Genomic DNA, 12,846 nt, shown 5'->3' on the forward strand with positions numbered 1-12,846 from the left:
TTTACGTTTCAGCAGATCCGGACATCTGCCCCGTCTTTGCAGAAGTGTAGAGGTCCAGTGTTGCAATTCCCCCGACCGTTGCTACGACCAGCACAAGGCCGGACAGGGCAAGGACATACAGGAGACCGAAAGCGATCCACTCAACACCGGGGGGAGTGTACGAAGTGTACATTTGGCCGGCATACCACCACATATGATCAACCCCGGAAAACTGGAAGAGCAGGAACATGAGCGAGGCAACAAATACTACTATTCCAAGGCCGAGAACGCAGGCTGCCACTTCACCCCAGATCTTCTTCATCAGGGTAAATGATCCCAAAACCGCCTCCTTCAGGCTCTTCCTCTCAAGCACGAGCAGGGGTACTACAAACAACGTCAAGGCAAACAGGAGTACGTTGATTGCTGAAAGGATCAGGGTATCCACGAGCGCACTGCTAAATCCCCACCACAGGTTTGGCGGCAGGAGGGCAATGAAGGGGGCCGGCGGGAGAAGGTAGTTCAGGATAAAGTTGAAGGGGAACTGGTTGAGCACATTGATCAGGGATTGCCAGATGACCGAGCTCATCAGATAAGAATATTCGCCAGCGATGAAGAGCAGACTGCCGGCGAGTGCCACAACCACGGACCACCCGGTAAGAGGCCTCAAATATTTTTTTGCCTTGTTAAGCCCTTGGAAGACTGAGACCGGGCCGCGTTCCTTTGAAGAGATGCTCAGGATAAGGGCCGCCAGTAAGAATATCAGGCAGAACACCGTCAGGAGCTCGATCACAAATGTCAGGACAAGCGATGTGAGTAAACCGGCATAGTAGGGATCGATGAAGAGCAGCCACCGGGGGTTGCGAACGAAGAGCTCCCCCTGGACGATGAAGGGATGAACGAAGAGCTGGATCCCTGCGAGTGCCACAACCACGGACCACCCCGTAAGAGGTGTCAGGTATTTTTTTGCCGTGTTGAGTCCCTGGAAGAATGAGACAGGACGGTCTTTCTTTGATGGGAGGCTTAAGGCAAGGCCCGCCAGTAAGAACCCCAGGCAGAACATCGTCACGAGCCCGGCCACAAAGGTGAGGGCAAGTGATGGGAGTAAACGGACAGAGTCGGGATCAAAGAAAAACCGCCACTCTGATGATGAGGGGAATACGATGAGCCAGCACTGGGCGATAGAATTTATGGCCAGCACAAGTCCGGCCAGGAGCGAGAACCAGAGGAGCTGCGGGTTATGGATAAGGGTTTTCATTCCTGAAAGGGCGGCCCCGGTTCCCCGCCGGATCGTTCCCGGTCCGCCACCACCGCCATCCGGGCTGCCCTCATGGGCGGATTCCGGCGGGATACCAATACCTGTCTGGAGGGCATGTACTGCCGGTGGTCTCCGGCACAGGCCGAGCCAATAGTCTGAAACCGTTGAGAGGAGAGTCATGCCGCACTCTCCCGGATCTTCGCATTCCTGTAGAGATCCAGCGCTGCAATTCCTCCGACTGTTGCCACTACAAAAGCAACGCCAAACAGTGCGAGATCATAGAGGAGGCCAAGAGCAAACCACGTGTAGGTGGGACGCGAGAAGACAAACACGCGTGGTGTGACTATCCCGTGTGCTGCCTGGACGAGATAGTACGTAAGGAACACACCGAATGCGACAACTCCAAGAAAAACAGCGCAGGCAGCTGCCTCAGCCCAGGTCTTTTTCATCATGGCAAACGATCCCACGACTGCCTCCCTGATGGTCTTTTTTTCGAGAACGATAGAGGGCACGACAAACAGTGTCAGGATGAACAGGAGCAGATTGATCGCCAAAAAGATCAGGGCCTGCATGAACCCATAGGGATATATCCATGCCAGCCCGACCACAGGATCGCCGATGGTTTTCATCGGATAGAGCGTCAGGTTGAAGGGGAACTGGAGGAACCAGGTGGTAAGGAAAGGCTCTAAATGCCAGAAGCCGTAGAGGGACCCGAGCTCATGCGGGAACCAGACGGGCAAATAAAAGAAAATAATGTCGAGCAGTATGCCTGCGAGTGCCAGAACAAAAGACCACAGGAAGATTGCTTTTTTGTATTTTTTTACCCCTGCAAGCTCCCCGAAAAACAAGACAGACCCTTCTTTTTTTGACGAGATGCTCATGACAAGGCCCGCGAGGAGGAACACCAGAGAGAACAGTGTTGCAAACTCGATTAAAAAGTTCAGGATATGCCACACGATGAAAGGTTGCGCGGTCCAGTTCCAGTCGATGGCGTAGAGTGCCGCCTGGCCGAGGGTGTTTCCCGCCAGCACAAGCCCGGCAAGGAGCGTAAACCAGAGAAGCTGGTGGTTCCGGTTCAGTGTCCTCATCCCTGAGAGGGCTGCTCCGATACCCCGACGGATCGTTCCCGATCCTCCGCCCCCGCCATCCGGGAGTCCCTCATGGGCGGATTCCGGCGGGATACCGATACCCGTCTGCAGTGCATGTACTGCCGGTGGTTTCCGGCACAGGCCGAACCAGTGTTCGGTAATTTCAGATACGCGGGTCATACCTGATCCTCCCGGATCTTGGCAAGCAGTTCCTCTGCCATCTTTGTCGGGTCCTGGGTCTTTTCGAGTTTTATCCCCAGCTCGGCTGCGAGATCCCAGATGAACTCGATGCATTTCGTGAATTCGTCGCAGGAAATGCAATCCCCGTCATGCTCGTACCAGACCTGCATGCCGTGTTTCTCGGAGACGAAAATATATGCGTTGGCCTGGAAAGGGATGGACCTCCCGAACAGGACACCTTTCTCCACATTGATCTTTTCAATCTGGATTCTGTTTGCTTTGGCCATCTCCCGCAGCGAGGTCTCGATCTTCTCGTCAATCGCACGGAGTGCCTGTGAGACACCCTGCCGTGTTATCCCGATAAGGTTTGCGATGGAGATGTTGGACATCCCTCTGCGCCGCATCTTCCAGAACCCGAACTGTTTCTCGTTCATGGGAAGGAACATATGTAAACGTATTTGCATTTACAATATAAAAATTATGCGGGTTTGTCGGCCGATGCATTATGCCAGAGTACTCCCATCCTTTCAGCTCAAACAATTCGACCGGATCATCATCGTCAGGATCCACTCTATTCAACTGATATTGCACAGGGACCGGAATCCCCGGGACAAACCAGAAAATAATCGGAGCCCCCCTCATGAATTAAGCCGAACCGTTAAGGCAATTTCACCAGCGGCCGGCCCCGATCAAAAAAATCCGGTGGTTGGGAATGGGGCACCCCCTCTCGTTTTTTGCGGGAGCGGGGGCGTGCGATCTGGATCATGGAGGCTGATGCTCCTACGAGCGAGGAGTGCCGCCGCCCCGGCAGGAAGCCCCCACCGGCACTATTGCCGGAAAAGCTCACGCTCCCTTCCGGACAAGACGTGCCCCAAGCTCGTATGCCTTTTCGCAGTCTTTCGGGAACTGCTCGTCCCGGTGTCTCTTCTTCTCTTCCGGGTCAAAGAGCGTGGAGATGTATTTCGAATAATCATCGAATTGTTACGTGTCGATGGCAAACATCGACTCGCACAACCCGAAGATCCGGGCCATCGCCACTCGAACTTTGAAAAATTAAAAAAAGAAAATAACCTCTAAATTATCCCTCTGCGGGTTCTTCCACTTCTTCCTCTTCCGGTTTCCCTAATCCGTCTGCTGCGCCCGCATTCTCAGGGGCATGATCTGGTTCGGGGGCCTCCGGTTTTTCTTGTCCACTATTTCCTTCGGGCGGTGTTGTTATTATAACCTCAGGTTCTTGGTGTTGCGGAGCCGGTTGGATCGGTACATTGGTCGTAGAAGCTTGATCACCAGAACTAACCTCAAACTCATCGTCTGTCATCTCGCACACTCCTATTTTAAAATTTAAGTGATTGTATTGTAGACGAGATATATAGAATTTGCCAAAAAAACTCGATTGCAAAAAAGGACACGATGTCATTTTACAGCGCCAGGGGATCACCCCCTCCCATTTGGTGTACAGAGAGTGATGATGGGGGCTGTCGCCCCCGACGAGGAGGACTCGCATCGGAAAAAATGGCAAAAATCAGCGATGATGCCAGACGCGGGAAAACACCTCATCGGGTTTTCGCGTTAAGCACGTACCTGGATGCCTGACAAAAAAATATTCTTCAAAATATAAGGTGCAAAAGAGTTCAACCGCTTAACGATACTACGCCGGCCCGCTATTCCTGCACGATCCTGACCGGAGCCAGCCGGAGATGCTTGTCGAACGTGTAGATCTCTTCAATACCCTGCCGTTCCATCACAATGACTGCAAGGGCATCGTTGATGCTGATACCGAGATTCCCGGCACGCCGGATGCTCTCACGGTAATCATCGGACGTCACCGGTTCGGCCGTGATGGTCGGCTTGAGGAGAATGGCGGATAACAGGTCCGTGGCAAACGGGAGCCCGGCGGCATCCCCGAGAACGTTTGCCACTTCGCTGAGGTGGACCGTGGTCGTTACCACCGGTTCCCCGGCATTGACCCGCAAAAAAATCTCTTTTGCGGCTGCCTTCTCCTCCATGAGCGCCGGGGAAATGGCGGATTTTGGTTTTAAGACCGCATAGATGAAAACGTTTGCGTCAATGAACCGCATCTTTCCTCAGTTTCCTGCGGAGCGCATGGTAGTCGCCGAACTGTTCTGCATCAACTTCGACCGAATCCACGAACCGCGAGAGATCGGCATCGGCTGGCCGGATCTCCAGCCGGTCGTCTTCGTCGATTACGACCACCGAGCCGGTTTTGAGCCGGTTTCTCCAGGCTTTGGGCAGGATGATGCGCCCCTGCGCATCGACCGGCCGGATCTCCATTTTTGACATAATAACCAGATATATCAGTTTTCCCCATGTTATAGGTTTTCCCCCATTTTTAGGAGAAACTGGGGGATCGGGGGCTGGTTCATGTGGGGATGTTGGCCCCCTCTTTGCGGCCCGGAGGGGGTAGGGGCTCCCTCAGATCCGGAAGGGCCGGGGGGAGGAGGGTGCCTCATGGTCCGGGAGGGGGGACTACCCCCCTTCCCGGTTTTTCCTTTTGCACGGGTTCACGCCGGTAGTCCACAGTAAACGATGCCCTGATTGGTGGAAGCAGGGGGTACCCCCTTGCCTTTGCTGAGTATGGAGGGGGTGGGGGTCGCGTGATGGGAGGGAGATGCCCCCCATAGATCATAAAAGCGGGGGCTGTCGCCTCCACACCCCCACACGTCGAATTACCGCTACTGGCAGGCAGTTCTTTGTTTTGAGGGAGCCGGCCAACTCCATTTTTATAACTTGCACTGTTCGAAGAATCACGATAAGTGGTGGATGGGGTACAATTCCGAAAAGTTATACCTGCGCAGCAGAATATCCATACTTTATGCAGGGGTCATATCGAATCGGACGAATATTCGGCATTCCTATACGTATCCATTTCTCATTTCTGATCGTGATTCCGCTTTTAGCGTGGATCATTGGCAGCCAGATCTCCCTGACGACCGATACTATCAGGGGGCTCTTCCAGGTCCCGATAAATCCATCTCTTATCACAGCGGGTTTTATGCCCTGGATCCTTGGCACCGTCGTCGCACTCGGGCTTTTTCTGGGCGTCCTCGTCCACGAAATCGCCCATTGCATCGTCGCCCGGAAAAACGGCGTGAAGATCCAGAGTATCACCCTTCTCTTATTCGGTGGCGTCTCCCAGATGGAAGAAGAGGGGGTACCGGATCCGAAAGTCGAGCTCCCCATGGCACTTGTCGGGCCGCTCACAAGCCTTCTCTTCGGTATAGCCTGCGCCGGTCTCGTCTACCTTGTCCCCGATATGACCCCGTATCCCCCGGTCGCCGGGGTCCTTGTTTTTATCTTTGGATACCTCGCCGTGCTGAACGTCATCCTCTTTGCATTCAACCTGGTCCCGGCATTTCCCATGGACGGCGGCAGGGTGCTCCGGGCGGCACTGGCAAAACGGATGCCGATCCACAGGGCGACCCGGATCGCCGCCGATGTTGGTAAGGCGTTTGCAATTATTTTCGGTATTGTCGGCATTTTATTTTTCAACCCGTTCCTGATCCTTATCGCCCTTTTTGTCTACCTCGGGGCGAGCGGCGAAGCAACCATGGACCAGTTCACCTACCTGCTGCATGATGTTACTGTAGGTACTACGATGAGTTCTCCGGTGACGGTCGTGACGCCGGCCATGACGATTGCAAAGGTGATGGAGATGATGCTCGCAACCAAACACCTTGGTTTTCCGGTCGTCGAAGAAGACAAAACCGTAGGCATGATCACGCTCGTGGATGTGAACCGTGTCCCGCAAACCGATCGCGAGGCGAAACAGGTCCGCGACATCATGACCCGCAATCCGATCACCCTCCCGCCGTCCGCACCGGTCATGGACGCCCTGAAGATCATGTCAGCCCGTAACATCGGGAGGATCCCGATAGTCCAAGGCGGCAGAATCGTCGGCATTGTAACCCGATCTGATATCCTGAAAGTCGCGGAAATAAAAAAAGTCTGATAATCGTTTTTTTCAACCGCAAAAAGCGAGCCCGCATTTTTCTGTATGTGCTGTGTTGACTCCAGGTCCATTGTCCCTTAACACACTTTATTCTTCCAGCCCGATGGGGAGGATCCGTGAATGCCGCCGGCAGCTGCCCCGCTACCCGGTCCCGTGACCTCCTGCCTGTTCCTGCACGGTCCTTTGCGAGGCTGTCTTTTTCTTTGTTGTCGTTCTTTGCCAGCCGTAGTGTCCTTGTTTCTTTTCAGACAGAATCGGCAGGGACGGTCAGACCTGGACCATGAGCAGCCAGAATGCAACAAGCGGCAGGATGATGGCTACCACCACGCCGTACCGGTTGACGGGTCTGACCAGTTCGGGTCTCCCCCATTGCTGCTGGGCAAGATAACAGAACGTGGTGACCGTGACGGTTACGGCAAGGAACAGGTACACGGCTATCATGAATTTGTCGAACAGCTTGAGCACGCCCAGACCCGGGATCAGGGCAAGCTGGCCGAAGTGGTACATCACCGCGGAGATGAACATGCTCGTGGTAAGGACGTACCGCAGGTGGACCAGTTCGGGGTGATCGACCCGGATCAGGAAAGAGAGTCCGGCGATGATACAGAAGATGAGGGGAGGAACGATGGTCTGGAGAAGCGAGGCAAGCGCATCGTTGGTTATCGGGATATTGTACGAAAGCCGGGAAAAGGTCTGGTTCCCGGGATACGAATGATCGGTGACTGAGAACGCCGGGGTACCGAACTTCCAGCCGGGGATGACAAACCCGGGTTCAATCCCGCTTTCGTCCGGGAGAGGGACAAAGACGAGCTGCGAACTTTGTAAATGTGTGTTTTCGATCTCAATCGGCAGGATCCCGGATTCGTAAGGGTAATCTACGTTATTGGGGGTAACCCGGAAATCACCCCTGACCCGGTAATCTTCCTCCTTTACCGGACCGGATTTATTCTCGTATATTTTCTCCACCGAATCTGCGCCGGAAGAGGGCTCGCCGTTCATGAACTCGAAGCCGGCGGTCTCGATACCGGGATCCGTCCACCGGAACGTGAGGTAAAGATCTACGGAGTACGTTCCCTGGACCATATCGAGGTTATAGATAGAGTTGACAAAGACCGCGACCTGCATCCGGGAGGGAGAGGAGTTTGCAGCCGGCGGGAGTGAGGGTGCGGCCTCCGCAGCACAAACAGATGATACCAGCAAGAGCGAGGCCACGAGCACGAACAGGAGAATAACCGCAGTTTTCCGGGGACTGTAGCGCATAGTAGGGTTTTTCCTCTGAAAATAAAATTGTTGCCGGTTTTGGTTCAAAGCCGGTTCTTCTTCATTTTTGAGCGACCCGGGTCAGTACCGGGTCCGGTAAAGACTCGGGCGCACGTCATGGCGTGCAACCGGCTGAACGCTTACACGGTTGCGCGGGCATGAGGCTCCCGGGTCGATCCATCCCCGCCAAGGCACAGGGGGAAGCCTGCTCCCCCAGACCCTGTGCCCGATAGTTTCTTTCCTTAACCGCGAGGGCGACGCCGGCAGTGCATCAGCAGTTGGCCGGCGGGACCGGAACTTCTGTCATCGACATATACGAGGTCATGAACCAGGCCGCAGACAAAAGGATGATGACGAGCGGGATGATGACGGCAATTACCACGGCGAGGATCGCTTTACCTGTGCTGAGTTCCTGGAGCTCGCGGATACCGAGTACGTTCAGGACCAGTGTCCAGAGGGTAAAGATAATGCCGATGAAGGGGATCCATCCCAGCAGCAGGTGGGGAGTGCTCCCGTAGAGGATCGCGTTTACGGTCTGCATGATCCCCTTACGCCCGCCGAGAACGTACACCCACAGGTGAGTCCATGCGGCAAAGATGAGCGTAAAGATAAACCCGCCGACAAGCACTATGAAAAAGACCACGACCGGGAGTGCTGCCCCGAATGTCGTTCCACCGAATACGTTCATGGCTTCGATCCCGGCCGCCACAATAATTGTGGAGAGAATTGCATTTACCAGGAGCAGTACGCCAAAAAACGTGAATACGGATTTCGGGGCATCAGTTTTAGACTGGCGGAATGTTTCAACAGGATCCAGGAGAAATCCTTTAACCTTGGCAACAAGGGTGTCAATCATAATATCCCATAATACTCCTGAATCGGATATAAATTGAGCCGCTTTGATGCGTCATAAAAATCACCGGGTATCCCGGTAAAAAATACGGGGAGCCGGATGCTTCCGGTTCACGGGCTGGAAAGAAACTTCATGACCGGCACATTGATGTTCCCGAAGTTCTGCGCATTGAGCATCTCCACGTGGGAGCCCGTCACTCTCTCATAGGTCGTCGTGTAGAGGTCACGGAACGTAATATCCGGGTCCGCCCGGATTGCGGCGAGGACATTTTCGGTGAACTCATCCGAGAGCCACTGGTGGATCTGCGGGTCGTACACTGCCCCGAGGGACGGTTCCTCGCTGTCGGCTCCGGTAAAGTACAGGACTCCTTTTGCCGTGGCATTCTCCGCGATGCTCTCCCCAAAGCAGGTATCGACGAAAAAGACCATCTGCCGGTATTTTCCTTCCCTGTACATCGTGTTCGTGATGTTCGCAAACTCCCCGGCGGTGAACGCCGGGTCCGGCGGGTAGGGAAATACGATGCTTCCCGGGGAGCCATGGCTTGCGATGTACACGAACACGTCGGTGCTCGCGTTGCTCGAAAGGACAAACGGGGTCTCCGGGGTAATGTTTCCGGTAAGGACGTCCATGAACGTATCCGGGGTCACGTTCGGGCCGGAATAATCCACTTCGGCATTGGCCCGGAGGTTCGCTCCCCCGGGCACATTATGGACATTGCCGTAAAGCGGGTTCTCTGGGGAATCAGGAACGTCGTCATAGAGCATGAGGATGATGTGATCGTCGGGAACGCCGTTCTCCCGGAGCAGCGTGTACACGGCAAGGGCATCGGATTCATGCCGGTAGTTGTTCCAGCCCGACGACGGCCCGACAACGATCGCCTCGAAGTCCGTCCGGTTCATGGGAGGGATGTACGTTGCACCTCCCGGCGATACGTTTTCCATGAGGCTGCCTGATGCCTGGGAGAGGTCGGCAGACTCGCCGCTCACTTTCGAAGTTCCTGCCTTTGCAGAGCTGAAAACCTCAACGGTCCGAAAGCTCCCGTTTTCCACGGTCCAGTGGGAATAATACGTGACGAGCGGGTCCACGCCGTACACCGGATCGAAATCGAGCGGGCCGCTCGCACCGGTGATATAGGGGCTCTGCCCCTTCATGATAGCAGAAATTGCATCACGCGAGCCCTGCGCATCCCAGCTCTCGCGGGTGCCGTTGCCAGCGACAACGTGCCGGATCGAACCGGGGAGCGATTCAAACGGGGCAGCATCCTGCCGGGCCGAGGTGTACGCGGCGAGCAGGAGCGCATCGTACGTCGGCGCGGCGTAATCGGTGGGCGCCTCCCCGAATTTTTCCTGGTACGCGGCCGTAAAACCGCTCGACGGGTCTGCGGTCGGCGACGTCCCTTCGATCCCGTCCGCTTCGGCCCCCAGGGAACTTACAAGGGCCGGCGTTTCCGCCGCATCGGTAAGGAAGAGTTTTGTCGGTTTTCCGGAGCGGTCGATCTCTTTTTTGATCGTGGCTGCATCGGCCGGGCCACAGGCAGCGATGATGTAGTCCGGGTCGGTGCTGAGCGCGGCTGCCACATCCGCGTCAAGAGTACCGGGGTCGTACTGCCGGACAGAGGAAAGGTCGATGCCGGACTCCGTTGCAAAGAAGCCGGTCCAGTCATAGACCGTGTCCCCGTAGGTGGTATTCTCGGCAAGGAGCGCCGCCTTTTTTGCCCCTTTTGCCCGGAGCAGCGAAACAATGACCTTTACCTGTGCGACGTCGCCCTGCGCAGTCCGCCAGAAATAGCCTTTCCCGCCAAAGGCGCGGATGATGTCCCCGGAGGTGGCAAGGGGGCTGATGAGGAGTTTCTGTTTCTGGATAAATGCCGGTGCGAGCGTGTAGACGTCGTCACTGGTCGGGGGGCCGATCACGATCCTTATGGAATCGTCGGCGAGCAGCTCCTGCGCGAGTTCCGTAGTGTTGCCGGATCCCGTATCCTTGTACACGAGTTCAATCGGTCTCCCGCCGATCCCTCCCTGTTCGTTGATGGTATCTTTTGCCCATTCAAGCGGGTCTTTGAGGTCGACATCGCCGGTCATGGGAAGCAGCACGCCAATCCGGACCGGGGTATGGGCATGGATGCAGGAATACCCTGCCCAGGCACCGAAAGCAAGGAGGATGACGATGATGACAACGATGACGGGTTTTCTGGGAGCGATGGGGATCACCGGGGTGGGAACCTGTGGCTGGACCTGCGGGAAGGTTCCGGGGAGAGGCCGTTTCCCAAAACCCGCCGGCTCTTATGAGGAATTATAGGAAAACCGGCGTAATAAGAATATTTATCGGGTTCCGTACCCCGGGCCGGCCACCACTGCTCTCACAATCCCCGGTGGCGATGACACAATATTGGCAATAACACTGGATTACCCGTACACAGAAAAAACGGGAAATTCCTGTACCATATACTACCGGGGTATCGCCTGCGCCATCCCGCCTCCAGCGGCGGCCGGGCTCCCCTCGAATGGGGGGTGACCAATACCCTCAAAAATGGTTGTTCCGGGAACAAAAAAGGGACGTTCTTTTTTACGTGAATGCTGCATTTGCCGGCGGTACAAGGCAGGTGCCCGAGCCCCCGTGCCAGAGTGCAAAGCCGATTACAAAGCCGATGATAATCCCAATCGCAATGGCAATCCCGAGCTGGATGAGCTGCTTATGTTCCATAGGTACTTGTTCTTCTGCAATCGGGATAAATACGTTTGCTGTCTCCATCGTTAAAACCGGCAAGGTTGTGCGCAGGATACCCGGGAATTCTTCATACGACCCCGGCAGAAATGTACCCTTACCGGGATCCAGTGCCGTCTGTCCTTCATCAAACGGAATGTGAAAAAGATTAAAGGATTTTTTTGCCGGCGTTCGGGCCCGGCTGGCATTCGAAGACCTCGGTGATCTTCACGATGATAAGGGAACGTGCAGGCAAGGCCGGATTCTTTTTGTTGATCGTTGCCTTCATCGCATCGAAATCTTTGCCGCTGGTCTTTACTGATGCATGACCCTTGATCTGGAAACAGCCCTTGATCTCCGGGCCCCAGATATAGAGCGCGATCTTCGGGTTTGCCGTGAGGTTTTCAAGCGACTTGTGCATGAAGTTGTCCGTGATCCAGATTGTGTCATCGCTGACAAGCTCGACAACACCGATGGGGACAACATTTGGGGTACCGTCTTTCGACGCGGTCGCGACCGGGAAGATCTTCATCCTGCCAAACGATTCCTTCATCTCTGCAGTGAGTTTCACCATGTTACATTCACTCCGCACGATTTTTGTGGATATTACAGTCCAGCCCGCTCGACAATAACATCTGCTACAGCCTTTGCGCTCTTAAAGGGGAAGTCCGATGCCTTGAGGAGTTTTCCTGCTTCACCTGCGGTCATCTTCAGGTCCCCGACCTGACAGGTGGTGTTGGCCCCATCCGGGAATGCAGCGATCAGGTCTTTTGGCGTTGCGATGGGGAACTTTGCTCCTTTGAGTGCCCCGCTGATCTGTGCATGAATCTGTTCTTTGACTGATTTGGTCATAGCTTTTTCACCGGTTAACGATTGTTAAGTTATAGATATATACATGAGCGTCAGAAAAATATACAAACAATTCCCGGTACAGAAAAATGACCCGCACGGTCATTATCCGACAGGGCCGATACGGAGGGGAATATCATGGGCACACCAGCAGGGACACTGACCGAGATTCGCGAGCTGAAAGCGGAGATCTCCGGGCTCCGGACGGATCTCCAGCGGTTCGTTGAACGGGCAAACCAGCAGCACGTGGACGCTGTACTGGGCGGGATCCGTAAAGAGTACGCCGGGGCATTTGCGGACCAGCAGATCGGTTCTGCCAAAGCCGATCTCTCTCTTCGGATGGTGGAAGACTGTCCCATGAAGACGACCTGCTACGGGGCATTTACGGAGTTTCTCGAAAACTCCGCCCGGCATATTGCCGAGGGGACCGTCTCCGAAGAGCTGATCCAGTCATACCGCGAGAAAATGGCGGCACTCAGGAAAAAAGGCAGAAAAGAGGAGTGCTCCACCTGCTTTACGGAGCTTGGCCGGCTCTTTGAGAACCAGGTCGGGCTGATGCAGACGCTTGGCATTTACCGGAAGAAGAACGAGACCGATACCGATTTTTCCGGTGTGCCCGATGATGCAGTGGTAAGAGATCTTCTCGAACCCGTGGCAAGTCCCCCGCGGTTCCAGATCCTTAAGGCACTTTCCACCGGGACGCGGACGT

The 12,846-nt window shown here is 55.0% G+C and carries 14 protein-coding genes; 2 read left to right on the top strand and 12 right to left on the bottom strand.

The genetic code is table 11. From position 1 onward, the window contains the following. Window position 1 precedes the first annotated feature (1 nt). The 6 genes from ACLQMU_RS03395 to ACLQMU_RS03420 all read right to left on the bottom strand — a co-directional run bounded on the left by ACLQMU_RS03395 (window position 2) and on the right by ACLQMU_RS03420 (window position 4,803). Window positions 2-1,414, bottom strand: coding sequence for a hypothetical protein (locus tag ACLQMU_RS03395; RefSeq protein WP_443673542.1), 1,413 nt, complete (start codon window positions 1,412-1,414; stop codon window positions 2-4). Beyond that, window positions 1,411-2,502 (bottom strand): hypothetical protein, encoded by a 1,092-nt coding sequence (locus ACLQMU_RS03400; protein ID WP_424039848.1) that lies wholly within the window; start codon window positions 2,500-2,502, stop codon window positions 1,411-1,413. The genes ACLQMU_RS03395 and ACLQMU_RS03400 overlap by 4 nt, the downstream gene beginning before the upstream one ends. Further along, complete coding sequence (locus ACLQMU_RS03405) at window positions 2,499-2,948, bottom strand: hypothetical protein (RefSeq protein WP_424039846.1); 450 nt, start codon at window positions 2,946-2,948, stop codon at window positions 2,499-2,501. Before ACLQMU_RS03405 ends, ACLQMU_RS03400 begins: the two co-directional genes overlap by 4 nt. 632 nt (window positions 2,949-3,580) lie before the next feature. Beyond that, window positions 3,581-3,820, bottom strand: a complete 240-nt coding sequence (locus tag ACLQMU_RS03410; RefSeq protein WP_422150289.1) for a hypothetical protein — start codon at window positions 3,818-3,820, stop codon at window positions 3,581-3,583. Between the two features lie 343 nt (window positions 3,821-4,163). Next, window positions 4,164-4,580: a type II toxin-antitoxin system VapC family toxin gene (locus ACLQMU_RS03415; RefSeq protein ID WP_424039844.1), complete on the bottom strand. Its 417-nt coding sequence runs from the start codon at window positions 4,578-4,580 to the stop codon at window positions 4,164-4,166. Beyond that, entirely contained in the window at window positions 4,567-4,803 is a 237-nt protein-coding gene (locus ACLQMU_RS03420; protein WP_422150291.1) for an AbrB/MazE/SpoVT family DNA-binding domain-containing protein, read from the bottom strand. Before ACLQMU_RS03420 ends, ACLQMU_RS03415 begins: the two co-directional genes overlap by 14 nt. A 532-nt stretch (window positions 4,804-5,335) precedes the next feature. Between ACLQMU_RS03420 and ACLQMU_RS03425 the strand changes: the two genes are divergently transcribed. After that, window positions 5,336-6,472, top strand: a complete 1,137-nt coding sequence (locus ACLQMU_RS03425; RefSeq protein ID WP_422150292.1) for a CBS domain-containing protein — start codon at window positions 5,336-5,338, stop codon at window positions 6,470-6,472. Between the two features lie 267 nt (window positions 6,473-6,739). On the opposite strand, the gene ACLQMU_RS03430 is transcribed toward ACLQMU_RS03425, so the two are convergent. The 6 genes from ACLQMU_RS03430 to ACLQMU_RS03455 all read right to left on the bottom strand — a co-directional run bounded on the left by ACLQMU_RS03430 (window position 6,740) and on the right by ACLQMU_RS03455 (window position 12,140). Continuing rightward, complete coding sequence (locus ACLQMU_RS03430; protein ID WP_422150293.1) at window positions 6,740-7,732, bottom strand: hypothetical protein; 993 nt, start codon at window positions 7,730-7,732, stop codon at window positions 6,740-6,742. A 271-nt stretch (window positions 7,733-8,003) separates the two neighbouring features. Then, entirely contained in the window at window positions 8,004-8,588 is a 585-nt protein-coding gene (locus ACLQMU_RS03435) for a YIP1 family protein (RefSeq protein WP_422150294.1), read from the bottom strand. 107 nt (window positions 8,589-8,695) lie between these two features. Then, window positions 8,696-10,795: a C13 family peptidase gene (locus tag ACLQMU_RS03440; protein ID WP_424039840.1), complete on the bottom strand. Its 2,100-nt coding sequence runs from the start codon at window positions 10,793-10,795 to the stop codon at window positions 8,696-8,698. Window positions 10,796-11,150: 355 nt separating this feature from the next. Next, on the bottom strand, window positions 11,151-11,288 hold the full coding sequence (locus tag ACLQMU_RS03445; RefSeq protein ID WP_424039838.1) for a hypothetical protein: 138 nt from the start codon (window positions 11,286-11,288) through the stop codon (window positions 11,151-11,153). A 169-nt stretch (window positions 11,289-11,457) separates the two neighbouring features. After that, a complete protein-coding gene (locus tag ACLQMU_RS03450; protein ID WP_443673543.1) occupies window positions 11,458-11,862 on the bottom strand; it encodes a pyridoxamine 5'-phosphate oxidase family protein in 405 nt (134 codons plus the stop codon). A 32-nt stretch (window positions 11,863-11,894) separates the two neighbouring features. Then, entirely contained in the window at window positions 11,895-12,140 is a 246-nt protein-coding gene (locus tag ACLQMU_RS03455; protein ID WP_424039851.1) for an MTH865 family protein, read from the bottom strand. 135 nt (window positions 12,141-12,275) lie between these two features. Here ACLQMU_RS03455 and ACLQMU_RS03460 point away from each other — a divergent pair. Further along, window positions 12,276-12,846 (top strand): winged helix-turn-helix domain-containing protein (locus ACLQMU_RS03460; protein WP_443673544.1); only part of this gene is annotated, 571 nt, incomplete at its 3' end.

This window comes from Methanoregula sp. (assembly GCF_052325125.1).
GTDB lineage: Archaea > Halobacteriota > Methanomicrobia > Methanomicrobiales > Methanospirillaceae > Methanoregula.

Bases quoted from the DNA above. Each gene is read 5' to 3' on its own strand.
- ACLQMU_RS03395 (WP_443673542.1), bottom strand. From the start codon at position 1,414: ATGACTCTCCTCTCAACGGTTTCAGACTATTGGCTCGGCCTGTGCCGG.
- ACLQMU_RS03400 (WP_424039848.1), bottom strand. From the start codon at position 2,502: ATGACCCGCGTATCTGAAATTACCGAACACTGGTTCGGCCTGTGCCGG.
- ACLQMU_RS03405 (WP_424039846.1), bottom strand. From the start codon at position 2,948: ATGTTCCTTCCCATGAACGAGAAACAGTTCGGGTTCTGGAAGATGCGG.
- ACLQMU_RS03410 (WP_422150289.1), bottom strand. From the start codon at position 3,820: ATGACAGACGATGAGTTTGAGGTTAGTTCTGGTGATCAAGCTTCTACG.
- ACLQMU_RS03415 (WP_424039844.1), bottom strand. From the start codon at position 4,580: ATGCGGTTCATTGACGCAAACGTTTTCATCTATGCGGTCTTAAAACCA.
- ACLQMU_RS03420 (WP_422150291.1), bottom strand. From the start codon at position 4,803: ATGTCAAAAATGGAGATCCGGCCGGTCGATGCGCAGGGGCGCATCATC.
- ACLQMU_RS03425 (WP_422150292.1), top strand. From the start codon at position 5,336: ATGCAGGGGTCATATCGAATCGGACGAATATTCGGCATTCCTATACGT.
- ACLQMU_RS03430 (WP_422150293.1), bottom strand. From the start codon at position 7,732: ATGCGCTACAGTCCCCGGAAAACTGCGGTTATTCTCCTGTTCGTGCTC.
- ACLQMU_RS03435 (WP_422150294.1), bottom strand. From the start codon at position 8,588: ATGATTGACACCCTTGTTGCCAAGGTTAAAGGATTTCTCCTGGATCCT.
- ACLQMU_RS03445 (WP_424039838.1), bottom strand. From the start codon at position 11,288: ATGGAACATAAGCAGCTCATCCAGCTCGGGATTGCCATTGCGATTGGG.
- ACLQMU_RS03450 (WP_443673543.1), bottom strand. From the start codon at position 11,862: ATGGTGAAACTCACTGCAGAGATGAAGGAATCGTTTGGCAGGATGAAG.
- ACLQMU_RS03455 (WP_424039851.1), bottom strand. From the start codon at position 12,140: ATGACCAAATCAGTCAAAGAACAGATTCATGCACAGATCAGCGGGGCA.